The organism is Fluviicola chungangensis, assembly GCF_007558725.1.
Lineage (GTDB): Bacteria > Bacteroidota > Bacteroidia > Flavobacteriales_D > Crocinitomicaceae > Fluviicola > Fluviicola chungangensis.
Genome location: NZ_VLPL01000004.1, coordinates 105,663 through 129,168 on the forward strand (window position 1 = coordinate 105,663; position 23,506 = coordinate 129,168).

Genomic DNA, 23,506 nt, shown 5'->3' on the forward strand with positions numbered 1-23,506 from the left:
AATTATTCTGCAGATTTTGAAAGGGTTTTAATTTTATCTTCTAATTCCGATAATTTCTTGATAATGATTGGAAGTCTTCTGAATCCGACAAATGATTTCTTGTAATCATCCATCGGAATGGCGGGCGAACCCATTAAAACTTCCGCTTTTTTGATTGTATTCGGGATTCCTGATTGTGCTACAATTTTGGTTCCGTCAGCCACATGAAGGTGTCCGCTGATTCCGGCCTGACCACCAATCATGACGTGTTTTCCGATTTTTGCAGAACCGGCAACACCAACCTGTGCGGCAAGCGCCGAATGGTGACCAATTTCCACATTGTGGGCCAGGTGAACCAGGTTATCAATTTTCACTCCCTGACGAAGAATGGTAGATCCCATCGTCGCACAGTCAATCGTAGTATTTGAACCAATTTCCACATCGTCTTCCAGGATGACATTCCCGATTTGAGGCACCTTGGAGAAAACTCCTTTTTCATCCGGGGCAAAACCGAAACCATCACTCCCTATAACAACACCGGCATGCAGTATGCAACGATTTCCAATTCGTGTATCTGCATATACTTTTACGCCGGCATGGATTGTACAATCATCACCGATCACAACGCCATCTCCGATATATGCCTGCGGGTAAATTTTTACGTTATTCCCGATCACGACATTTTCACCGATATAAGCGAAGGCTCCCAGGTACAATCCTTCTCCAACTTTCGCTGATTCTGAAATAAATGAAGGTGTTTCGATCTTCGGCTGTTTCTGGCGCATCTGGTTGTAAACTTCCAACAGTTTTGCGAAACATGCATATGCATCATCTACTTTTATCAGGGTCAATGTTTCCGGAAGTTCCTTTGAAGGAGTAAACGACTTATTTACAATGCAAATACTTGATTGCGTTGTATAGATATATTCTTCATACTTCGGGTTCGACAGGAATGAAAGTGTCCCTTCGGTCCCTTCTTCAATTTTAGCTAGGCCAGCAACTGTAACGTCCGAGTTACCAACAACTTCACCGTTCAGTATCGTAGCTATTTGCAGCGCTGAAAATTCCATTGGACAAAATTAGTAAAAACCTTTAGGTTACGTAAGTGTTAACCCATATTTATTAACATGTCATTGTGTTCAAATGACAGGAATCCGGCGCTAATTGCGCTCCAATTCATAAAACTCGATATGTTCCTTAAACCAGGTTGTTCTGGCACTCAGTGTATCACCCTTTTCACGCGGCAATACGACAAACTGTTCGGGAACCGGTTCCGCAGTCAATTTTGATTTTGAGAAATCGATCAACCCGGACTTCTTCATCAGGAACTGAATCGTTTCTTCACCCTTTATTCCAAACTCAGCCATTTGCTTTTTCAATTCATCGTTCTCTTTCAGATAAACAAAGCTTTTGACATTTGGAAAGTGAATCATCCGACCGAAACCTTCTGTGGTACTTTTAAATTTCTGAATCGATCCCTTCGGCCAGACTACTTCAGCAATGAATGCATCTTCCGGCATGGAAAACCACAGCTCGGTATTTTTTCCGTTTACTTCTTTTTCGATTTTGTATACTTTTAGTTTTCCCTGTTTTTTACTGGAACCGAACGCTATGGACCCATCGTCCAAGAAAGAGACAATCAGTGAATCACTCAGGTGGTGTTCGTCAAATATGCGCTGATTGGTTTCAGAGATTACGAGTACTTTCCCTAGGAACGTATTTTTAACCCGGTTTTCGGGCAGCCAGGCACAACCCCGGTTCCGGAAAAAGAAAAAAACCATTATCAGCCCGATCCCAAAGCCAAATCCATATAAGCGTAAGCGTCTCCAAAAATTTTTCATGTATTATGCTTGTTGAATTTCAAAAAAAAAGTCCGATCTCCCGACGTGAAATCAGGGACGGACTTTTTATAATTGAATTCTAAATTAAATCAATGCATCCAACTTAGCAGTCAACTGTCCTTTCGGAACAGCACCTACTGATTTGTCAGCAATTTCTCCTCCTTTTACGAAAATGATCGTAGGAATATTACGAATTCCAAACTGAGCAGAAACTCCCGGGTTCAAGTCAACGTTTACTTTACCTATGATTGCTTTACCATCGTATTCATTTGCCATTTCTTCAACGATTGGACCTATTAATCGACATGGACCACACCATTCTGCCCAAAAGTCTACCATTACCGGTTTGTCTGATTTCAATACAAGCTCTTCAAAGTTTGCATCTGTGATTTCTAATGCCATAATTGTTTCAATTTTATGCGACTTCTTTCGTCGGCCTAAAGTTACTATTTGTTTTTGTTTGTCAAAAGCTTTGCCAAGACAATTTACACTGCCAGATTGTCATGCTGAACAAGCATTTTCTTCATTGTTTTCTGATTGTTTGTTTCCAGGCAGTAGAAGTAAGTTCCACTGTTCAACTCCTTGGCATCAAAGCGCACAATATGCCCTCCGGAGGAAAATTCTTTATCCAGGACTACTTTGATTGTTTCCATTTTATCATTCAAAATTGAAAACACAACTTTTTTATTCTGTTCAATGGTAAAATAAAATTCTATTTCTCCGTTTTGAGCCTTATTTTCCAAATCAAACAACAAAGCATATTCTTCTTTCTTCAAAACGCCTTTGGAGAATCGCCTGATCACAGACTTATACGCAATATACAACATGGCAATCGCTGCCAGGCCGATCATTATTGCCAAAACCTTGCTTTCCCATGAACGGACTCCTTTTACGAAGTTCACACGGAATAGGATCAGCAGGGTGATCAGGAGGCTCAAACCGACAAGGGTCAACAGGGTTCTTTTTTTCATATCTTCTACAAGGAAATTATTCCCGGGATTACCTGAGCTTTTTCATAAACGGCAATGATGGAATCTACGTTGAGCATCATTTCTTTGACGCTTACACTAACAAATTTGCCATTACTTGACTCATGAAACTGGATATGTGCCGTTTCATCAAATAAAGCGGTTGTTTGAGCCAGCAAATGAGGTGTGTTGGGCACAATAAATTTAAAGAAGTAGACATTGGGCCACTCTTCCAAACTCAACTGTTCTCTTAATTTATCAAACGCTCCTTCACTCATTGTTTTAAGATTTAAGACTTCGAAACAAAAGATTCACTCATATATTCCTTTGTACGTTTTTTTGTCTTTCATTATTCATTTCTTGTAAGTTCTTCACTCACTATAAATATTTCGGCAACAAAGATAATCGCTTTAACGCAAGCAAGAAGTCTTTTTCCAGCTCACTTTTATTCTTTTCCAAATCAGCAAAAGTCAACCAAGCCTTTTGAGCTGCCTGCTTCAATCCGTTTTGGACCAGCATCGGATCGGGTTCCACCCCGAAAACAGGCTCTTCTTCTATCCAATCGGAAGGTATAAACTGTTCTGCAAATGCGCGTTCCATTTTTAACCCTTCTTCCAACAAAACCATTAAAGTTGCAGGGGATTGTGCTTGAGTAAAAGCCATTTTCCACCGGCTTTTGGCTTTCATATAACTTTCCCATAAAGGCAGTACCTCATCTGTCTGCTCCAGCTCATAACGGAAGCCGGTTGCTTCGGGAACAGAAAACAATTGCTGATCAATCGCAATCTTATTCAGCAAATCCAAACGGGACCATTTTGATTTCAGGGTCAGCCTTAACAAAGGTTTCCCCAAAACAGACTTCCTGATCCCGAAGAGTTCCAATTCCAAGGCTTCTTCCACCTCGTCCGGGCTTTCAATACGAAGAACGGTAAGAATTTCTTCCTCTGTCACAATTCAGGCTCCTTATTATTTTTGCGCATACGGATATTGAGAAACTCAACCAGCAACGCGTAAACCATGGCGAAATAAATGTATCCTTTCGGGATATGCTGCCCAAAAGCCTCTGCTATCAACAATACTCCGATCGTTACCAAAAAGCCCAATGCGATCATTTTAATCGTTGGACGCGCATTGATGAAATTGGCAATCGGCCTGGAGAAAATCAACATGATGATCATAGAGATAATTACCGCCAAAACAATAATGACAAACGGATTTCCATGTGTTTCATGACGGATATCATTGGTCATACCGATAGCTGAAATAACCGAATCGAAGCTAAAAATGAAGTCAATTGCAACAATTTGAAGGACTACTGCGCCCAAACGCACTTTCCTCTTCTTTTTTGTTTCTGTGTGTGCTCCTTTTATACTGGAATGCATTTCTCCCACTGATTTATATATCAGGAAAAGCCCTCCGATCAACAACACCAAGCTGTGACCGGTAATTTTCTCATCCGTATACGGGAAATAATGAAGCCATTCCACTCCTTTGAACAGAAAGTTTTGATCCAGCTGCATAATCCATGAGACCACACTAAGCAGCAACAAGCGAATAACCAGCGCTAAACTCAAACCCAAAATCCGTGCTTTACTTTGGTCTTGTTTTACCAACGAATTCGTAATGATCGAAATAAAGATGATGTTGTCAATTCCTAAAACAATTTCCAACAAAGTCAATACTACGAGGTAAAAAATTCCAATGCCTGTAGTCAATATATCAAAATCCACTTTTCTGTTTTTGGGACAAATTTAATCTCATTTAAACTATAAAAAATGGATTTGTGATTTTTTTCATTTTTAACAGAATTTTTAGATTTTAAATTTTGTTTTAAATAACTGATTTACTTACATTAGCATTATTGAACCTTGCCCTATTAAGAGGCATTCAAACCAATCAGGGAGTCCAGCTGTCTTTTTCGTAGTAGTTTTTAGCAGTTTGGATTCCCTTTGTTTTTCTTCAGTTGATCATTAAAACCGGACAATTGAACAGAAAAAATTCTTCAGAAAAATCAAAATCCAATCGGAAATTACAAATTGTCAACCCTTTTCAATTATTCTACTCTTTTCTTAAATGCTTTGAAATAATTTTCCAGGATGGTGCTGTTCGGTTCGTTCATGGTATTTATCTCCAGCAATTTTGGCTTTCCGTTTGTGCTTTCTGAAAAAAATTGTTCCAGTTGGCGATCCAGATCACTTTGAGAAGCGGCATTGAAATATTCCAGCTCATAAGTCCGTGCAACATCTTCTGCAGACAAGGTTTGTTCCGCTACAAAAATCTTTTTCCATTGATTCGTAGATTTTGGTCCGGGAATGATATTGAAAATATCTCCTCCGCCGTTATTCACCAGGATAATTCTCAAATTAGACGGCAGATACTTACTCCACCAGGCATTCGAATCGTAGAAGAAAGAAAGATCTCCCGTAACCAGTACGTGTGCCTCGTTAGGGGAAACAATGGCTGAACCAACTGCCGTTGAACTGCTTCCATCAATTCCGCTTGTTCCGCGATTGCACCAGTAATTCACCGTTTTAATCGGATCAAACAACAAAGCATAACGGATTAACGAGCTGTTTGAAATGTGCAGATTGACATAATCCGGAATCACATCCATAATGAATTCCATCGCTTTCAAATCACTCCACGGCTGGGTTGCGCAAATCTGTTTTTGATCATCCGAACCGAATTGATCTATTTTTTTCCAGGCAAAACCAAAACGGGATTTGTGCGGATTCTTTTGAACCAATTCCAGGATAAACTTCAGCCCCTCAAGTGCCGAAACAGGAACTGTAAAACGTAAATTCTGATACGTATCCATGAAGGGGAAATCTATGCCGAAACGAATAACCGGGGCTTTGGATTGCCGCAGGAATACTTTAATTTTCTTCGATACAATTGCGCCACCAACGGTTACAATACAATCCGGATGAAAAGATGTGAGCTCTGATTCGGGAATGATATTCAGTGTCCTGTCTATGTTCGAAACAAAATAAGGACTGCGCACATTGGAAGTATGCTCTACCAAAACAGCGGTCGATCCATCTAAGGCCAATTTCTCCAGTACTTCCTGCAAATCCGGATCTTGTGGATGTTGTCCGACAATGACCAGGCGTTTCATCGATTCATTCCATAATGTTTCCAGTCTGCTTTTGCTTTGCTTCGTCAGGATGGTTTCCGTTTCAGCGAGTTCCACCCAATTTTTCAGTATGTGAATATCGGAGGTCGTTTCATAAAGAGGTTCTGAGAACGGAATATTCACATGAACAGGTCCCCTCCTCTTTCCTACTGCCGATTGCAGTACTTCGGACAATTTGCGCTCGAAGTGCCAGCGCTGATTATCCGAATGAATTTCGTTCAGCTGAACACTTTTCAGTACCATCTGATCAAACACCCGTTCCTGGCGAATGGTTTGTCCATCACCTTGGTCGACCCACTCAACCGGCCTGTCGGCAGAAATAACAATTAAAGGAGTTTCCTGGTAAAATGCTTCAGCAATAGCCGGATAATAATTCAAAGGCGCGGAACCTGAAGTACAAGTAACAACGACCGGTTGCTTTAATTTTTGGGCCATTCCGTGCGCATAAAACGCAGCGACACGTTCATCCGGAACCACAAAAATCTGGAAGTGAGGATCTTCGTCAAAAGCGATACTTAAAGGAGCATTGCGGGAACCCGGGGAAATAACTACATGCGTTACGCCTACTTTCTTACAACCGTCAACAAGCAGCTGCACTTCCAATTTTGCACTTGAAATCATGGTGTAAATTTAGCTTCTTTGAAGGTTCAACACGTTCAAATGGTTCAAAAAAGTTCAAAGAGTCTCCATGATTTGAACTTTTGAACGTTATCCCATGAACCGGTTAAAGAATTTTTTTCATCACCCGCATCAGGGTTTCTGCCTTGTGCTCTGTTTCTTCCCATTCCAGGTCCGGAATCGAATCAATGGTAAATCCTCCGCCGACATATAAAAAGGCTTTGTCCCGGAACAGCTGTGCACAGCGCAAATTGACAAACAGGTTGGTGTTTCCTTCTTCAAACAGACCGATGAAGCCGGTATACAATTCACGATCGTGCATTTCCCTGCTTGCTATGGCTTCAATGGCATTTCTCCTGGGAGTTCCGCAAACAGCCGGGGTCGGGTGTAAATCCAAAGCAATCGACCAGGCATTGGGCTTTGTCAAGAGCGCTTTGAAATCCGTTTTCAAATGCTGAACCGGTCCTGCCTGTACCACATACGGTCCATCGGATTCAATCTCAACGCATTCATTTCGATCCAATGTTTCTTTAATCGCATCCACCACAAACGCATGTTCCTCTAATTCTTTCGGGGTCCATTCGTGTTCTTCATTTTCACCGTGAGTTCCGGCCAAAGCAACAGTTTTACATACCATTCCTTCCTGGTTCATCAGCAATTCCGGGGTTGCTCCGATCCAGGTACCGAATTCAGCCGAAGAAATCAAATAGCAAAATGCATGAGGATACGTATTTTCCAATAAATGGAACAGATCAAAGGCGCGGTCACCCCGAAAAGGAGTTTGTTTAATCCGGGAGAAAACACCTTTTTCAACCCCAAGCAGGGGAAATGAGTTCAAAAAAGCCTGAGCTTCTATCTGGTAATCCCTCCTGGAAATTACTGTCGGAATTTCCCTGCCGTAATGAAAGTCAAATCCCGGATCAAATTCAGCACTTTCCCTGAAATGAAACGCCCGCTCATGCAGAAAATCGGAAACCACAAACCCCGAAGGTTTCTCTCCTTCCTTCAATATTGAAAACGTACCGTGCTTGATGACTGGCGCAGTTTCTTTAGGCAATCTGTAAATCAGCAAGTCTTTCACGATCTGGGAACTATCATTACAGTTAAACGTCCGGTACAGATCAGACGACCATTGGCTTCGTCAAAAATATCCACCTGCCAGATATGTGTGCGTGATCCTGCATGAACAATCTTACCGATTGCTTTGACCGAACCGTCTGTTACCCCACCGATATGGTTGGCATTGATCTCTATTCCAACCGGAACTTCTTTGGATAGGTCAATCAGTAATGTTGATCCCATCGAACCGATTGATTCAATCAGGGCAGCACTTGCTCCACCGTGCAACAGCCCCATTGGCTGATGCGTGCGATGATCTACAGGCATGGTAGCTACCAGGTAATCTTCCCCTAATTCAACACATTTCATATCCAGATGCTCCATCATGGTATTTTTCCCCATGAGGTTAATCTGTTCCAGCGGTACTTGCTTCAACTTTTTCATCTGCTGATCACTCTAACTTTTTACGCTAAAATTACTACATAAATAGGTGGACAAAGTAATAGTCGGAGGATTTTCTTGTTTTGCGGGTATTGACGATTCAATGCATTTTATGGATTTACTTATCAGTTAGCAAGTTTACTAACTTGTTAACAATAAAAACATGAAAGGCCAATGATTTTTACGCCTGAAATTTTTAATAAGCATGTAAGTAAACTTACTTACAAAGCGGTTCAATTTCCCTACGGTGACTTCTATTTATACATCCGACAAAACCTCAAAATAAAACAAACATACACTTCACATTTTTTTGAAACGGACGAATCGATTAATTCCTACTTTCATTTCATCAAACTACAGTTATGAACAAACCGATCATGTCATTGCCTTGTAATCAGTCGCATACACAGATGGAAAAACGTGAGGACGGTTATTATTGTTCGAGCTGTGAGAAAACATTGACGGATTTTCGTCAGAAAACACCTGTTGAAATCAAACACATCATTACGTCAAACCCGGGAAAGGTTTGCGGAATTTTTCATAATCATCAAATCAGTTCTAAAGTTTCACATGTTGCATTGTCCAATGCTTCCTATCGGGTAGGATTATCGTTGCTGGGTATACTTGGTTTTTTGGGTCCGATAACTTCTTCCTGCGAGTCGGCACCGGATGATGCAGCACTTGTGAAACACAAAGCGTTCAACAAACTGAAGTTCCCGATGAAAATCAGCGGGCAACTGAAAGATGAGAAAACCGGGAAGCCTTTGGCCAAATCACCGGTAGAAATTCAACAGGATGGAAAAACGATCCTGAAAGGTTATACGGATGAGGCAGGAAAATTCGAATTGACAGTCAACAAAGAAGATCTAAAGAAAGAATCATTCGACCTGATCTATCGTTCCAAAAATCACCTTGCAGATACGCTTCACCAACAGAAGCCGGAATCCTTTGTAAAAGGAAAGAAACTGGTATTGACCTTAAAAGCTGAGGCGGTAAAATGTACCTTGAAAACAGGTGAAATTCCTGCTCCTATTAATGGAGACGTGATCGAAGGAGAAGTACCACCGGATTATTATGACGTACCAACACCCGGAATTCCGGAAATGGAAGAACCTGTAAAAACTGAACCCTGATAATTAACAAACAATTTTCTACCTACACCTAAATCAAATAAGGGGACTCGCGAAAGCAGTCTCCTTATTTTTTTCATAGTAAAGTTCGTACACCCGCTCGATGAAACCAAAGCCCAAACGCGGAAGGTTGGCATCTGTACAAATAATAAACACGACTTTATTTTCTTCGAGTTTTTTATTCAAATCCTGGTCTTTCGCCCAGGTTTCCTTTGTATAGGAATTCGGATAGATCTGTTCGTTATAATACCAAAACTCCCCGTCATTAAACAACCAATGAGATACATTGGAATTAAACAATCCCCAATAAAAACTGTCTGAAACAACCATTACTTTCGGATCACCCATCCTGGATTCTCTGTTCGGATGAAATTTCGGATAAGCCAATTTCAAATCGCGGATATCGAACATCAGGTTCATTCCATTTTTGATGTCTCCGTCATCCAGCAGCGCGACATCGGAAAGCTCCATTTTCTCCAAAACAAAATGAGGTATTTGACGGTTACAGCTTTTTGACACATAGTTTGCTAAAGAATCCGCCACCAGGAACTGGCCATAAGCTGTCCAGTGAATTCCGGTTTTGGAAAACAGCGGATACCTGGTCGTTTTTTTCATCGATTCAAACCACGTATGCATATCGATGTGAGAAACAGACTGTTTCTTAAATTCAGACAGGTAACTTTCAATGTTTGTTTTTCCTTTTTTGGAAGAGCGGTATTTATCCGGAATATACTCCGGTAAATAGCTTGCTTTCCCGGGAGCGAGAACAACTACTAAATCGATGCCTTTTTTTCTCAAAGTATCCTGTACCAATTTGAGTTTCCTGCTTATTTCAATAATTTTTTCATCACCCACAAAATCAGATCCATAATAAGCAAGGATGTAATTCTCTTCAAACAGGTAATGTTCTTTACCTGCAATGACTCCGTTGGCCTTCACGACATCAAACAAACTGTAATTCCACTGATTGTATAATCGCACCCAGGAAGGATAAAATCCGGTATGTTCTGCAAGGTACTTGTCCTGTTTCTCCTGATACTCGCCTTTAAACCAACTTGTTTTGGTCCATACCGGTTTTGCAGAAAGTTCAAACGAGCCGTTCAAGGGTTTTTCTTCCAAAAACCGGAACTTATGCTGAACCATAGGAAGAAACAGCATGGTGATTATTCCTGCGAAAACCACTTGTTTCAAACGCTTATATGTCGGTTGCTGACTCATCTTAAAAACGGAAATAGATGAATGGATTAAACCCGGATGAAATAACGGAACTTGCACTCATCATAAAAAGCAAAATCGTTGCCAACAGGAAAAACCCGTTTGTTGATAGCGAATAAGTGTTTCTAGTGTAGACGAAATCCTGTATTTTCTTTCCAACAGGTAATGCCGGAAGAAATGAAAAAAATAAGGCAACGCACAACAAAGGCCAAAAATTAGGAAATATACTACTGTTGGTCTCTCCATTAAAGTCGAACAAACGTTCAAAATAAAGTCCCACCTGACTCATATCGTTTTCAATCTTAAAAATGACCCATCCCATCATGACAATCAAGAAGGTGATCGCAATGGAAAGTACGGTACCCAGCCGGTTCAGGAATTTCACCAGGAAAATGCGGTCGAGGATCAAAAAAGTACCATGAAATGCTCCCCAAACCACGTAATTCCACGAAGCTCCATGCCAAAACCCGGAAAGGATAAAGACCAATGCCAAGTTGAAATACAAACGAGCTTTGGATGAAACCCGGTTTCCACCCAATGGGATATACAAATAATCGCGCATGAAATTTCCCAGGGTCATGTGCCACCTGCGCCAAAATTCTGTAATGCTTCTGGAACTGTAAGGACTGTTGAAGTTTTCCGGGAAATGAAATCCCATGATCTTACCCAAACCGATTGCCATATCGGAATACCCGGAGAAATCGAAATAAATCTGCATGGTATAAGCTAAAATCCCAATCCATGCCGATGAAGTGCTTAAATGATGGAAATCACTTTCGAAAATCACTTTCGCCTGTTCAGCCATGACGTTTGCAATCAGTACTTTCTTGGCTAATCCGATTGAGAAACGGTAAAAACCAATGAGTTTTTCGTCAATGCTTTCTTTGCGCTCGATTACCTCATCGGCAATTTCCTGGAAACGCACAATGGGACCGGCAATTAATTTAGGAAAAGCCAGAAGGTAGAGCAAATAATCCTTCAGACTTTTCAGCGGGGCGTGTTTTCCCCGGTAAACGTCTACGGTATATGTGATCGATTCGAAGGTAAAAAAGGAAATCCCTATCGGCATAATTACTTTCGTCCATGCAACTTCTTTTAACCCGAAACTTTCGAGCAAAGCATTCGCGTTTCCAATAAAAAAATTGGAGTACTTAAAATAGGCCAACAGACCTAAATTGATAGTCAACGAGATAACCAGGAGTATTTTCTTCTTTTTGGCTTCGGACGAACGGTGGATTTCTCGAACCAGTAAAAAGTCCGTAAAGGAAGTCCCCAAGAGGATGAAAACGAAGACCGGGGCTCCCCAGGTATAAAACAGAATACTGAAAAAGAAAATAACCCAATTTTTCAGCAGCTTGGGAACTACATGATAAACAAGCAGAAATAAAGGCAGAAAGTAAAAAAGAAAGAGTGTACTGCTAAAAACCACTTGTTTGAATTTCGGATTCCGAAGATAATAAAAGTAAGTTAGTTCTTCGTTTTTGTTCCCGCTGATTACGCAGATTTTGCAGATTTATTGTCCGAAAGCCTGACAAAAAGCAGTATAGAAAGGATACAAAAAAACAGTAGGCACGTTGGTGCGTGCCTACTGTTTATATTTTTTTATTTGTTTTTTTCTCCAATGCCAGGTCGATGACCTCCTTCATCTTTTTGACGTAATGGAATTTCAATCCTTTGACATAATCTGCGGTGATCTCTTCCACATCTTTGCGGTTGCGTTCACACAAAATGATCTCTTTGATGTTTGCACGTTTCGCCGCAAGGATCTTTTCTTTAATACCGCCAACAGGAAGCACTTCCCCACGCAAGGTAATCTCACCCGTCATCGCTAAATTCTTCTTCACCTTTCTTCCGGAGAATGAACTTGCAAGCGAAGTAAGCATCGTAATCCCGGCACTAGGACCATCTTTCGGTGTTGCTCCTTCCGGAACGTGAATGTGAACGTTCTTCTCATCGAATACGTCTTGTTCCAAATCCAGCCAGTCACTGTGTGCTTTTAGGAACTCCAATGCAATCACAGCCGATTCTTTCATCACCTCTCCTAAATTCCCGGTCAGGGTTAATTTCCCTTTTCCTTTGGTCAAAGAAGATTCGATAAATAAGATATCTCCACCAACACTTGTCCAGGCCAAACCTGTCACAACTCCCGGAACATCGTTGTTATCGTATTTCGTCTTTTCACGTCCAGCGCCTAATATATCGGTCAATTCATCCAATTCGATCTTTTCAGAGAATTTTTCTTCCAGGGCCACTTGTTTTGCCCGGTGACGAGCCAGTTTCGCCAGTTTTTTGTCCAACCCGCGCACTCCCGATTCATTGGTATAATTTTCGATGATGCGTTCCAGGGTTTTACGGTCCACAATCAGATCTTTCTTTGTGATTCCATGGGCTTCCAATTGTTTCGGCAGCAAATGTTTCTTCGCAATCTCAATTTTTTCTTCAATCGTATATCCGTTTACCTCGATGATTTCCATTCTGTCCAGCAAAGGTCCCTGAACGGTTGATAAGCTGTTTGCCGTTGCAATGAACATGACTTTTGAAAGGTCGAATTCTGTTTCTACATAGTTGTCATAGAATGCTGCATTTTGTTCCGGATCCAGTACTTCGAGCAAAGCCGAAGACGGATCTCCGTGATTGCTTCTTCCCAGTTTATCAATCTCATCCAATACAAAGACCGGGTTTGCAGAACCTGCCTTTTTCAAATGCTGCATCACACGTCCGGGCATTGCCCCGATGTAGGTTTTGCGGTGACCGCGAATTTCAGCCTCATCGTGCACACCACCAAGCGACATGCGCACATATTTGCGCCCCAATGCTTCTGCAACCGATTTTCCTAAAGATGTTTTACCAACTCCCGGAGGGCCGTAAAAACAAAGAATCGGTGATTTCATATCGCCTTTCAGTTTCAGAACTGCCAGGTATTCCAAAATGCGCTCTTTCACTTTTTCCAGTCCGAAATGATCACGTTCCAGGATTTTTGCAGCGTGCTTCAGGTCCAGGTTATCCGTTGAATATTCATTCCATGGCAAATCCAGCAAGGTATCCAGGTAATTCAGCTGAACCGTATATTCTGCTCCCTGGGGATTCATTCGCTGCAATTTTGCCAGTTCCTTGTAAAACAATTTGGAAACTTCCTTGGACCACAATTTTTTGGATGCGCGATCTTCCAGGTCTTTCACATCCTGTTCCTGCGGATTATCACCCAACTCATCCTGGATGGTCCGAATTTGCTGGTGCAGGAAATACTCTCGTTGCTGGCGATCCATATCCATGCGCACTTTCGACTGAATCTCATTACGCATTTCCAGTAATTGCGACTCGAGAGTTAAATGCTCCACAACCATGCGTGCGCGTTTGCGGAAGTCCAACTCCTCTAAAAGCTCTTGTTTTTTCTTCACATCCGCATTCATATTGGATGAGATGAAATTTACCATGAATGTCGGAGATTCGATGTTTCCAATTGCAAATGCTGCTTCGGAAGGGATATTCGGGCTGTCTTTAATAATTTGCAATGCCAGTTCCTTCACATTCCTGAATAACAATTCCATTTCCTGATCGTCTTTTTCGGGCAGGATCTCTTTCAGGAAATTCACCTTCGCGCGCATATATGGCTCCGTTTGATAAGGTTCCGTAATCTCGAAACGTCTTTTTCCCTGTATAATAACCGTAGAAGATCCATCCGGCATCTTCAGCAAACGAACGATTTGAGCGACCGTTCCGATATGGTGCAGGTCATTGAACTCAGGACTTTCTTCTTCCTGGTCAATTTGAGCAACCACCCCGATAATACGCTTCCCGCTATTGGCATCCTGAAGCAATTTCAGTGATTTATCCCGTCCGATCGTAATCGGGATCATGACTCCGGGGAAAAGCACATTATTTCGCAAAGGCAAAATAGGTAAATCTTCCGGAAAAATTTCTTTGTTCATATTGTCCTCGTCATCCTGTGACATCAAAGGCAAAAATTCTGCATCCTCTTCCGATGAGACTATGATTGTATGGTCGAATGTATCTTTCATGTATGTGAATATTAACGTCAAAATGTCATTGTTTTTGCTAATGATTGCAGTCAACTATACAAAAACTGTAGACGATAGGGATTGTCAAGCGCTGTGCCAATAAAATAAAACTGACGAATTGACATAGTGTTCGTATTTATTATCCACCAAATCTGCATTCAGAAAGGAAACCAGAAATTACACGTTACACTTGAAACCCTACTTTAAAATATGTTTATCAAAACAATTGTTTTTACTGAATTTCATTCATTTTAATCATATAATTTCAATCATTAAAACTAACGAACTAGTCTAAAGATTTCCGATAAATCACTCAAGGCAATTTTTTATACCTATCTTGTGCATCTAACATAATTGAATGAGCGAAATAGGTTCAGTGAAATGGAAGAAGAGAGACCTTGAACACTTCTTTCCAACACTCAAAAAACGCGTAGACGGGTACTTCAGCGGAAACAAGATCAAAAAACAAGGAAACTCGATTTTATACGTCAAAGCGTTCACCTTATTGACAATTTATGTCGCTCCATTTATTCTCCTCCTGACCCTTCAACTTCCTGTGATTGCACAATTATTACTTTGGTCCCTGATGGGATTTGCGCTGGCAGGAATCGGGATGAGCGTCATGCATGACGCAAACCACGGTGCTTTTTCGAAAAACAAGATCCTGAATTATTTCATGGGACATACACTCAATTTATTGGGCGGTTCCGTCTGCAACTGGAAAATGCAACACAATGTATTGCACCATACCTATACGAATGTTGCCAATATGGATGAGGATATCGACGACAAATTGCTGATGCGGTTTTGTCCGCATTCCGAACGCAAAGGATATCATCGTTTTCAATTCATTTATGTCGTCTTTTTTTATTCGATCTTGACGTTGTATTGGGTTACGCTAAAAGATTTTGTTCAGTTCATTCAATACCGCAAGCACCAACCATTTTGCGAGGAAAAGAAAAGTAACTGGAAGAAGATCATCCAAATTGTCTCTATGAAAGCGATCTATTTTTTCACGACGCTTTATCTGCCAATCGCAATAATCGGTTTGCCTTTTGGCATAACGATTATCGGTTTTTTACTGATGCATGCCATTGCCGGATTTATCCTTGCACTCGTTTTTCAGTTGGCTCATACCGTTGAAGGAACGAGTCATCCGCTTCCGAATGCAGCAGGAGTTATTGAGAATGATTGGGCGATCCATCAGATGGAGACGACTTCCAATTTTGCCCGCAAGTCTAAGTGGATTTCCTGGTATGTAGGCGGATTGAATTTCCAGGTAGAGCATCATTTGTTCCCTTACATTTCGCATATACATTATCCGGAAATTGCCAAAATTGTAAAAGAAACAGCGGAAGAATTCGGGGTTACCTATTTGGAGAATAAAACCCTTATGGGAGCTGTGAATTCACATTTTTCGTTTCTCTACCAATTGGGGAAACCGGAATATTAATTCCGAATTAAATTCCGATGATTGTGAGTTCTGTTCTGCGGTTTTTCTGATGCATCATTTCATACATTCTTTTGTCTGTATTTTTGTATTTGTTGATCTCTTCTTCGGAGATGATTAACCGGGTTTCACCATAACCTTTGGCTTTTATCCTGGATTCCGGAACTCCCCGTTGCACCATATACTTCCTTGCCTCCTCTGCACGCCATTCAGTAAGTTTTAAATTCATTGAATCTGACCCTCTGGAATCTGTATGAACCCCTACTTCAATTACGATATTCTCATGCTTTTCCATCCATTCAATGAGGCTGTCAAGTTGCGGAATATTCAGGCTATCGACCAAGATGGTATGAGATCCACAGATCGCATAATGAAAACTTTTGAATTGATGTATTTGTCCCACAGCAAAGGTCGAGTCAGAAAAACCGAAGAATTTCTGCGATTTACCTGCAAAAGAAACCAGGGAAACAAGAAGGATCAAAGTTAACTTCCTCATATCGGTACATGTTCCCTTTTCCGAAAAGTAAACACTATTTCCCGTTATTTTTCAAAAAAAGTGTTGTGAGTGTACGTGCCCAATAGCGCGGAACAGCATGCATTTCCTGTAAGAAAGCCACTACCTCGTTAGACTTCTTATCTGCTGCATGGAACTCCTTTAAGGTTTCCATCCAAAAAGCAATCGGCTTCCCGGTTTTCTCAATGACTTGTTCGTCGGTTACGTCCCAGTATTCTTTTTTCATCGGATTGAATTATTGCTTCAGCGAAAATAGCTCTTTTGAGATTAGGATGAAACAACTGCTACAAACCGAAATTCAGATCGATTATTCATACTACCGACTGATCGGGTGATCAGAGAGCTAAAAAACCATCCGTCGAATGACGGATGGTTTTTAAAATATAACGGTCGGTTCGAGTAAGTATCGGTAGCACCTTCTTAATACTTCACTACTCTTTTTTGCGCTGTTTTTGATTCATTGCTGATTTGAAGTATGAACAGGTTTCCTTTCAATTCACTCAAATCAAGCACCTGCATTGCCTGGTAGCCAGAAACTGTTTGAAGCAATTTCCCATTCATATCAAATACACGGATTATTCCTCCTGCTTCCGAGATCCCGTTGATACGAACAGATCCGGCAGTTGGGTTCGGATATACCGTAAACGAATCTCCTTCAACAGTACTTTCTTCCAACCCCAGATTTTCCGGAACCGGGTCAAAGTTGATTCCGCAAGGTCCGTCATTATCCAAAAATGCATTGCGAACAGCATCGGCTTTCACGAACAGGTCTGTTACAGGTTCAAATATGGATGTTGTTTGCACAGACTGGCGTTTAATTAAGTAAGCATAATCCAATTCAAACATTCCGCTATTGCTTAGGGATGTTTTTCCAAAAGAATAAATACCCCGTCTGTCACCTGCCGGATTGGAAGCTGATCCTAAACCGCATGGTCCAAATTCCGACCAGGAGAATCCAGGGTCAATACCTGCTGTCGCCCAATTCAAGGTGTCTGAATCTCCGGGGTACATGTAATTTGTTTCGATATTGGTAACACATGGAGCACCAGGAAATCCTGTTCCTCCGTAGGATAGCTGATCACCAAATTGCCACAATCCGTTCAGGTAATTATACCATTGCATTGCAGATACCGGATCTGTTTGTCCCATTGGAGCGTTTGTACCTGTAAATACAGGAGACGCAAACAAACCTGCATATTCATTGTCAATTATTCCATCATTGAAACCATAACCATTTACCGATTGTCCCGGAAGAATTCCAATTCCATTATCTAATCCGTCATTTACCTCCTTAAATCCTTTCAACACCATGATTCCCTGGGCTGCAAGTGTGTCCTGGTAACCGACTCTTCCTGAATTGTTTTCATCCATTAAATCTCCATTGTAGTTATAGATTAATCCCAGCCCAACATTGGTCCCAATGTAATCGTCATTGTAATTACCCAAATCACCGTCAAAAAGCCCCCCGAAGAACATGGAATCAATCGCTGCACCGCGCGAATAAACCTGAACCTTTCGCATTAGCACATCATTAAACGCTTCTGAAGTATCACAAGCCTGCGTATAAACGTAACTGTGTATTTCAAATGCTTTGCCGGTATCTCCATTCGAGCGGTAATGGGTGATGCTGAACACACAATCGTTTCCATAAATACTCGGATAATCTCCCTGAAGCGGTTCATACGTTCCATTTGAATTGACATCTACAAACGGAGCCAAATCGGCAACCTGTCCCAAAGCAGTATTTCCATGTGCCGGCCAATTTCTGATTGCCCAAACCGGAACATAAGCAGACGAACCAAACGCAACGGAGTCCACGTGATCTTCGATCATTTGAAAACTTACATGATAGGGACGGTTGTATTTTGATTCAAGGACCTCATCGTATAGACTACTCGTCGTATTTGGTCCGGGAAGTTCACTGAATTGATCATTAAAAGAAGATTGATCATTTGCAACCATATCCGTTGCCCCGATAAATCCAACGAAGAATTCACTTAAATTGTAACACCCTGAAAGACCGTCGTATGTGGCCCCCGGTAAACCATTGGGGCTGGTAATTACTTTTGTTCCCAAACCGATGGAAGCAGTTACGTGTTGCCCGGCTTTGATCAGAGTTGCATATTCATCGTGATTTAAAACGGGAACTGTCTTATAAAACTCGCAATACGCCACTCTTCCTACTTCCGGATTATTATCCAAATCCAGGGACAATCCTTTTGTTATATCAGATCCATCCAATAGAAAACCATTCGCATTTTTATGAATATGGTAAATCGTTTTATTGGTAGGTACCGAATCCACTACCTGGAAATTCTGATCAACTAAATAAAAAATTCCCTGATTTGTATTTGCATACTTATAATAAATATGATAGCGATTATTGGCATATTCCACCTGACTTGCTATTGAATTCGAAGGTCCGTTTAAAGTACCGCTGAGAAGCATTGTACCTGTTGCATCATACAATTCCAAACTGATTCCATTTGTGATTAAGACGGTCATCGGATTAACCAAAAAGGAACTGACGGAACGCTGTGTAGTAATTCCAGTATTGGCACTAGTATAGGTATTGGTAGCTGTTCGAGTAATGATCACCGAAGAAGAAATTCCTGCCCCGATGATTACTTTTTCCAATCCATTCACCACAAACAAATTGCCATTTTTAAACCCGGACATTACGGTATTTGAAAAAGAAGCCGTATTTGTGATGGAAGCATCGGCCGTTTCCTCTGTCGGCGCAGTAAATGTTCCCGTATTTAATGCAACACGCGTCAACCCACCGTTACTTTTAACCATGTAAGTCACCAGTTCACTTCCAATCAATTTCGGTTCAAAATAAACCAATTTGTAATCATTTGCACTGGTAACCGTACTGATTAATGCGCCGGTATTTTTATCCACTTTCAGCCAAATCAATTTGGCTGTGGAGGCAGAACCGATTTCCAACACGTAAAGCAATTCATTTCCCTGCTCTATAGCAGTAAGCAATAAATTATTCTGAGTCGACGAAGGCAGCGTCACATTATAAACGTGCTTATCAAATGATTCTACATCACCGATATCAGAAACTTGTTGCCTTACAAGTGTAACCTGACCGGATCCGCTTCCGGTCAAACTCACCAGGTTGACTTTGTTCTGGGCATCGGTGTAACTGTAATTCGTAAAAGTTGCCGTCGCGCTGGAAGCAACGGAATGCATAAAAGTTCTATTAAACTGGGAAAAAGCAAATCCACTCAGGAATAGAACGAGACAGGTAGAAATTATTTTCATGTGACATCATTTAGGTGTTAAACATCTTTTCACTTATTAAGCGAAACGGGCGTTTTCCGGAAAGGGTTGGAGTAGTACAACTAAACTTACACAGGGTTGCAGATTGCGGATTCATGTGTCAGTCTGATTGATTTAAATGTCTGAACTAATTTGCGGGCCACTAATTATCCACCGTGCTTCGACAGATAATCCAGCATGTAATGATCTCCTTCCGAAAGTTCTAAACCGCGTCTGCTCATCATGGCGTTGGCTGCTTCTTTTGCTTTTTTCAGATCAAACAATTCGGTACCGTTCACTGCGCCCCAGGAAAAAGAAGGAATGAATTTTTTAGGGAATTCCCCTCCGAAGATGTTACAGGAAACTCCTACAACGGTTGCCGTATTGAACATGGTATTGATCGCACATTTACTGTGGTCTCCCATACAAACGCCCATAAACTGCAAACCGGTTTCCACTTCTGTTCCCGTTTCATAAGACCAGGAACGGATCATGGAATAATTATTTTTCAAATTGGACGTATTGGTATCCGCTCCAAAATTACACCATTCGCCCACCAGTGAATTTCCAAGAAACCCATCGTGCCCTTTATTGGAATATGCCTGGAAAACACAATTGGTGATTTCCCCACCAACTTTACAGAATGGACCGATGGTCGTTGCCCCGTAAATTTTAGCACCCATTTTCACCACGGCATGTTCTCCAAGGGAAAACGGCCCGCGAATCATCGATCCTTCCATAATTTCGGCATTCTTCGCAATGTAAATCGGCCCGGAAGTGGTATTTAAAAACGATCCTTCGACGGATGCCCCAGTTTCCAGGAAGATCAGAGAAGGATCACCGATAATGGTATTCGAATTCGGAATATATTGGGATTCTCTTCCCCCGGTAAGCAAAAAATAATCGGCTACCAAAATTTCATCGTTTTTTTGGAACAAATCCCAACGCTGGGTGAGTTCCAACGGATGCTGCTCCTTCCATTGAATCTTTTGTGTTGCGTCTCCCCGCCTTGCAATCCAGGTATCTCCCGAAAGAAGGACCTGGTTGTCTTCCAAATGAACAACTGCTGCTGCAATCGCCTCCGTCGGAATAATTGCTGCATTTACTTCGATATCTGCCTTGCCGGAAATACGCGGAAACTTTTTGGAAATATACTTTTCAGTCTCAAACGATACGGTTGCCTCCGGAATCCACTTTTCCCAACGTTCTTTATTGGTCAAAATGCCCACTCTTAAATCTCCCACGGGCCGTGTAAGTGTTAAGGGAGCAAAGCGGAGATGTAATTCGTTATCGTGAAGAATGATGTTCATGAAATTGCTATTTGTTTAAGTGAAGATACAAAAATTGAGAATGGAAAAGGCAAAAGTAGATTCCATCATTCTCAATTTTTCAATTCATTAAAACAATTCGGCGAGACGCGGATCGGTGTAATCAGAAATGAAGAACAACACATTCGGATAGTTTGCGAACTCTTCTTCCATATGGGTTGTGGTAACAATAATCGCACTCATACCGGCATTCAAAGCCGCTTCCGCCCCTTTCGGTACATCTTCAAAAACCACGCAAGATTCGGGCTCAACTCCCAAAAGTCCGGCACCTTTTAAAAACACCTCCGGATCGGGTTTGCTTTCGATGACGTCTTCAGCACCCACAATGGCATTGAAGTAAGACCGGATATCCAGGTTATCCAATACGAAGTCGATGTTAAAATTCGTCGCCGCCGAACCGATTGCCATCAAAACACCGGATTGGTCTGCCTGTCGGAGAAATCCTCCAAGCCCTTGAATTAAAGCCAGATGCGGACGATACAATTCCCGATACAGCTCTTCCTTTCTTTGCGAAAGTAAGAATTTTAAATGAAACCCTTATAAACACTGGATTCAATCGAAATATTTTTACATTGGGTCAGAATATGGTTGTTAATTGAAATCTCAACGATTCTTTTGAGTTCAAATAAATCCATATTTTAACAAAGAAGTTCTTTTGTATTATCAATTATCGCAATCAAATGTAAGTATTCCATTGAATATCGAAATTGTAGATTATCATTAATAGATTGAGAAAAACCAAAAATAAGAGTACTATGTTATTTGTTCTCTATAATCCGTATAATTTTGTCATTCTTAATAACAAACGTTATCCTTCTGTATTCCAAAATCTTATTAAGATCATTTTCAGTTGAACTTGAATAGTATTTTAATCCAATTTCAATAATTGGAAGTTGAATGTTCCATGAAGACCTAATCTTGAAGTATTTTCCAAGTAATTCTTGGTTTTGGGATAAAAAATACTCCTTTACTTTTTCAAGACCTTCAATACTTTCTTTTGCTTCATAGTGAATCCTTTTTTCAAAAATTACATTTTCATCCAGATTTTTCCAAATTCCTTCAAAATCGGATTTGTTACAGGAATCTATGAAATTTCGAACGATCTTTCTTGGAATTTTATGCAATTTAGTTAGCTCTTTCTTCTGAAAACTAATAAACTTTTCGAAATCTTGGTTTACTATATCTTGCATTTTATAATAACCAAATTTGAAAGCATCTATGGGCGATCTGTAAAACCTATCCTTAATTGCGTTTTCAAAGGAATCATTTTCAGATTTAAAATCGCTTAAAAGTAAAAAGCCTAATTCCCCTGTTTGTTTTCTAATCCCACCAACTACATTGATATAATAATTTCGTTCTTCGGCATGAAACAAAACTTTTACTCTTGGACTAAATCTTTCAGGTTTCGAGGTCGATTTTTTAATTAAATATTTTGTTTCATTCAAAGGGTTTTCAATAGGTCTACCCCAACCATCCGTAGATAATTCTGATTGGTATCTCGATATTTGGAGCCTTATTTCTTTTCTCCCCTTTTCGAGATCAGTAATAAATTCATATTCCGAGAAGCTTTCAAGAATTATCGTGTCTAAATCCCATTCTTCACAATCACTTTCTAAACGGATTTGATAGTGAAATTCATATTCCATAAAGTAAACGGGGAATTGGATTTTTGAATCAACAATGTTTTTCTTAATTAAATCAATGTCATTTTTTCGATTTACTATTATTTCGATTTCAGTTCTAATCATGGAAGAATGCTTGTAGGGTATTTATCAGCGTTGAATATGTGAATTTTGGCGTTAATTTCTGTCTTTAGTCAGAGGTATCTTCTTGATTTCCTCATGTCTTAACATACATTCGGTATATTCAACCAATTCCCATATCAATGAAATTGTGTCTTTCGTAGAAACTGTAGTTTTTTCATTTTCCCTAAACTGAATTTCAGAGTGTGAATTTTTGTAATATACTTCTTTTGGTTGCTTGTATTGAGGTCGATAATAGCCGTTATTGTGAATAGTATTTCTTAAAGCATCAACACAGGTAATAAATCATTTGGAAAACAGCGCACTATTTCATTTACCCTGTCAAGTGGCTTTCCTTTACTTTCGGTTAAGTTTAACTTGTCAACGATAATACGAATAGACGTTTCAAGTTGATGATAAAAAGAATGAAAAATATAAAACCTAATCGATTGATCGATATCTTTAAAATGACCAAGATAATTAGATTCTTTTAGTAATTCAAATGTGTAATTTTGAATAAAGTCCTGATCCCAATCCATTTGATACACATAATCAATGGTTCGATCAAATTGAAATCTTACCGATAAAGAGGCAGATATAAACCTTCCCAAAGTTCCAGGTCTAAAATCTCTTTGTTCAATCAATTCTGGTTCGTTTTCTAAGTACCAATTTAAGCCTTTGTTAAGCCCTTTTTCCAAGTTCAAAAGTAGCTTAGAAAATAATGGATAGTTATGTAGGACTTCGGCTTCTATTTCTTCTTTATTCATATTTTTTCAACTATCAAAAAACACAATAT

22 protein-coding genes are annotated in these 23,506 nt (G+C 40.4%); 2 read left to right on the forward strand and 20 right to left on the reverse strand.

Features of this window, described 5'->3' with window-relative positions; genetic code table 11:
- Positions 1–2: 2 nt before the first annotated feature.
- The 10 genes from lpxD to FO442_RS09415 form a co-directional block, all read right to left on the reverse strand.
- Positions 3–1,049 (reverse strand): UDP-3-O-(3-hydroxymyristoyl)glucosamine N-acyltransferase, encoded by a 1,047-nt coding sequence (gene lpxD / locus FO442_RS09370; RefSeq protein ID WP_144332912.1) that lies wholly within the window; start codon positions 1,047–1,049, stop codon positions 3–5.
- A gap of 90 nt (positions 1,050–1,139) precedes the next feature.
- Positions 1,140–1,820: a hypothetical protein gene (locus FO442_RS09375; protein WP_144332913.1), complete on the reverse strand. Its 681-nt coding sequence runs from the start codon at positions 1,818–1,820 to the stop codon at positions 1,140–1,142.
- Positions 1,821–1,904: 84 nt separating this feature from the next.
- On the reverse strand, positions 1,905–2,222 hold the full coding sequence (gene trxA, locus FO442_RS09380) for a thioredoxin (protein WP_144332914.1): 318 nt from the start codon (positions 2,220–2,222) through the stop codon (positions 1,905–1,907).
- An 83-nt stretch (positions 2,223–2,305) separates the two neighbouring features.
- Positions 2,306–2,791 (reverse strand): T9SS type A sorting domain-containing protein, encoded by a 486-nt coding sequence (locus FO442_RS09385; RefSeq protein ID WP_144332915.1) that lies wholly within the window; start codon positions 2,789–2,791, stop codon positions 2,306–2,308.
- A 5-nt stretch (positions 2,792–2,796) separates the two neighbouring features.
- Positions 2,797–3,066, reverse strand: a complete 270-nt coding sequence (locus FO442_RS09390) for a DUF493 family protein (RefSeq protein ID WP_144332916.1) — start codon at positions 3,064–3,066, stop codon at positions 2,797–2,799.
- Positions 3,067–3,166: 100 nt separating this feature from the next.
- Positions 3,167–3,739 carry a hypothetical protein gene (locus tag FO442_RS09395; protein WP_144332917.1) on the reverse strand — a complete coding sequence of 191 codons (573 nt, stop codon included), beginning with the start codon at positions 3,737–3,739 and terminating at the stop codon, positions 3,167–3,169.
- The gene (locus tag FO442_RS09400) at positions 3,736–4,518 is read right to left on the reverse strand and encodes a TerC family protein (protein ID WP_144332918.1); all 783 of its coding nucleotides are present in this window, start codon (positions 4,516–4,518) and stop codon (positions 3,736–3,738) included. The genes FO442_RS09395 and FO442_RS09400 overlap by 4 nt, the downstream gene beginning before the upstream one ends.
- Positions 4,519–4,841: 323 nt before the next feature.
- Positions 4,842–6,545 (reverse strand): 2-succinyl-5-enolpyruvyl-6-hydroxy-3-cyclohexene-1-carboxylic-acid synthase, encoded by a 1,704-nt coding sequence (gene menD / locus FO442_RS09405; protein ID WP_144332919.1) that lies wholly within the window; start codon positions 6,543–6,545, stop codon positions 4,842–4,844.
- A 103-nt stretch (positions 6,546–6,648) separates the two neighbouring features.
- Complete coding sequence (locus FO442_RS09410; RefSeq protein WP_186280023.1) at positions 6,649–7,623, reverse strand: chorismate-binding protein; 975 nt, start codon at positions 7,621–7,623, stop codon at positions 6,649–6,651.
- Complete coding sequence (locus FO442_RS09415; protein WP_144332921.1) at positions 7,620–8,045, reverse strand: hotdog fold thioesterase; 426 nt, start codon at positions 8,043–8,045, stop codon at positions 7,620–7,622. Before FO442_RS09415 ends, FO442_RS09410 begins: the two co-directional genes overlap by 4 nt.
- 359 nt (positions 8,046–8,404) lie before the next feature.
- On the opposite strand from FO442_RS09415, the gene FO442_RS09420 reads away from it, so the two are divergent.
- Positions 8,405–9,175: a hypothetical protein gene (locus FO442_RS09420; protein ID WP_144332922.1), complete on the forward strand. Its 771-nt coding sequence runs from the start codon at positions 8,405–8,407 to the stop codon at positions 9,173–9,175.
- Positions 9,176–9,208: 33 nt separating this feature from the next.
- On the opposite strand, the gene FO442_RS09425 is transcribed toward FO442_RS09420, so the two are convergent.
- The 3 genes from FO442_RS09425 to lon form a co-directional block, all read right to left on the reverse strand.
- Positions 9,209–10,390 carry an alginate O-acetyltransferase AlgX-related protein gene (locus tag FO442_RS09425; RefSeq protein ID WP_144332923.1) on the reverse strand — a complete coding sequence of 394 codons (1,182 nt, stop codon included), beginning with the start codon at positions 10,388–10,390 and terminating at the stop codon, positions 9,209–9,211.
- Between the two features lies 1 nt (position 10,391).
- Entirely contained in the window at positions 10,392–11,816 is a 1,425-nt protein-coding gene (locus FO442_RS09430) for an MBOAT family O-acyltransferase (protein ID WP_144332924.1), read from the reverse strand.
- A gap of 163 nt (positions 11,817–11,979) precedes the next feature.
- Positions 11,980–14,406 carry an endopeptidase La gene (lon, locus tag FO442_RS09435; RefSeq protein WP_144332925.1) on the reverse strand — a complete coding sequence of 809 codons (2,427 nt, stop codon included), beginning with the start codon at positions 14,404–14,406 and terminating at the stop codon, positions 11,980–11,982.
- 358 nt (positions 14,407–14,764) lie between these two features.
- Here lon and FO442_RS09440 point away from each other — a divergent pair, with 358 nt between their 5' ends.
- The gene (locus tag FO442_RS09440) at positions 14,765–15,859 is read left to right on the forward strand and encodes a fatty acid desaturase family protein (protein ID WP_144332926.1); all 1,095 of its coding nucleotides are present in this window, start codon (positions 14,765–14,767) and stop codon (positions 15,857–15,859) included.
- A 7-nt stretch (positions 15,860–15,866) separates the two neighbouring features.
- Here the strand turns inward: FO442_RS09440 and FO442_RS09445 are convergent, their stop codons facing one another.
- The 7 genes from FO442_RS09445 to FO442_RS09475 all read right to left on the reverse strand — a co-directional run bounded on the left by FO442_RS09445 (position 15,867) and on the right by FO442_RS09475 (position 23,477).
- Positions 15,867–16,352 carry an OmpA family protein gene (locus FO442_RS09445; protein ID WP_144332927.1) on the reverse strand — a complete coding sequence of 162 codons (486 nt, stop codon included), beginning with the start codon at positions 16,350–16,352 and terminating at the stop codon, positions 15,867–15,869.
- A gap of 34 nt (positions 16,353–16,386) precedes the next feature.
- On the reverse strand, positions 16,387–16,596 hold the full coding sequence (locus FO442_RS09450) for a DUF4287 domain-containing protein (protein WP_144332928.1): 210 nt from the start codon (positions 16,594–16,596) through the stop codon (positions 16,387–16,389).
- Positions 16,597–16,790: 194 nt separating this feature from the next.
- Positions 16,791–19,643, reverse strand: a complete 2,853-nt coding sequence (locus tag FO442_RS09455) for a T9SS type A sorting domain-containing protein (RefSeq protein ID WP_144332929.1) — start codon at positions 19,641–19,643, stop codon at positions 16,791–16,793.
- A gap of 164 nt (positions 19,644–19,807) precedes the next feature.
- On the reverse strand, positions 19,808–20,950 hold the full coding sequence (locus FO442_RS09460; RefSeq protein WP_144332930.1) for a putative sugar nucleotidyl transferase: 1,143 nt from the start codon (positions 20,948–20,950) through the stop codon (positions 19,808–19,810).
- 87 nt (positions 20,951–21,037) lie between these two features.
- A complete protein-coding gene (locus FO442_RS09465; protein WP_144332931.1) occupies positions 21,038–21,463 on the reverse strand; it encodes an HAD family hydrolase in 426 nt (141 codons plus the stop codon).
- Between the two features lie 263 nt (positions 21,464–21,726).
- Complete coding sequence (locus FO442_RS09470; protein WP_144332932.1) at positions 21,727–22,716, reverse strand: hypothetical protein; 990 nt, start codon at positions 22,714–22,716, stop codon at positions 21,727–21,729.
- A gap of 275 nt (positions 22,717–22,991) precedes the next feature.
- Positions 22,992–23,477, reverse strand: a complete 486-nt coding sequence (locus FO442_RS09475) for a hypothetical protein (RefSeq protein WP_144332933.1) — start codon at positions 23,475–23,477, stop codon at positions 22,992–22,994.
- Positions 23,478–23,506 lie beyond the last annotated feature (29 nt).

Bases quoted from the DNA above. Each gene is read 5' to 3' on its own strand.
- FO442_RS09450 (WP_144332928.1), bottom strand. From the start codon at position 16,596: ATGAAAAAAGAATACTGGGACGTAACCGACGAACAAGTCATTGAGAAA.
- trxA (WP_144332914.1), bottom strand. From the start codon at position 2,222: ATGGCATTAGAAATCACAGATGCAAACTTTGAAGAGCTTGTATTGAAA.
- FO442_RS09385 (WP_144332915.1), bottom strand. From the start codon at position 2,791: ATGAAAAAAAGAACCCTGTTGACCCTTGTCGGTTTGAGCCTCCTGATC.
- FO442_RS09470 (WP_144332932.1), bottom strand. From the start codon at position 22,716: ATGATTAGAACTGAAATCGAAATAATAGTAAATCGAAAAAATGACATT.
- FO442_RS09455 (WP_144332929.1), bottom strand. From the start codon at position 19,643: ATGAAAATAATTTCTACCTGTCTCGTTCTATTCCTGAGTGGATTTGCT.
- FO442_RS09420 (WP_144332922.1), top strand. From the start codon at position 8,405: ATGAACAAACCGATCATGTCATTGCCTTGTAATCAGTCGCATACACAG.
- FO442_RS09445 (WP_144332927.1), bottom strand. From the start codon at position 16,352: ATGAGGAAGTTAACTTTGATCCTTCTTGTTTCCCTGGTTTCTTTTGCA.
- FO442_RS09375 (WP_144332913.1), bottom strand. From the start codon at position 1,820: ATGAAAAATTTTTGGAGACGCTTACGCTTATATGGATTTGGCTTTGGG.
- FO442_RS09475 (WP_144332933.1), bottom strand. From the start codon at position 23,477: ATGAATAAAGAAGAAATAGAAGCCGAAGTCCTACATAACTATCCATTA.
- FO442_RS09415 (WP_144332921.1), bottom strand. From the start codon at position 8,045: ATGAAAAAGTTGAAGCAAGTACCGCTGGAACAGATTAACCTCATGGGG.
- menD (WP_144332919.1), bottom strand. From the start codon at position 6,545: ATGATTTCAAGTGCAAAATTGGAAGTGCAGCTGCTTGTTGACGGTTGT.
- FO442_RS09390 (WP_144332916.1), bottom strand. From the start codon at position 3,066: ATGAGTGAAGGAGCGTTTGATAAATTAAGAGAACAGTTGAGTTTGGAA.
- FO442_RS09440 (WP_144332926.1), top strand. From the start codon at position 14,765: ATGAGCGAAATAGGTTCAGTGAAATGGAAGAAGAGAGACCTTGAACAC.
- FO442_RS09460 (WP_144332930.1), bottom strand. From the start codon at position 20,950: ATGAACATCATTCTTCACGATAACGAATTACATCTCCGCTTTGCTCCC.
- lpxD (WP_144332912.1), bottom strand. From the start codon at position 1,049: ATGGAATTTTCAGCGCTGCAAATAGCTACGATACTGAACGGTGAAGTT.
- FO442_RS09425 (WP_144332923.1), bottom strand. From the start codon at position 10,390: ATGAGTCAGCAACCGACATATAAGCGTTTGAAACAAGTGGTTTTCGCA.
- lon (WP_144332925.1), bottom strand. From the start codon at position 14,406: ATGAAAGATACATTCGACCATACAATCATAGTCTCATCGGAAGAGGAT.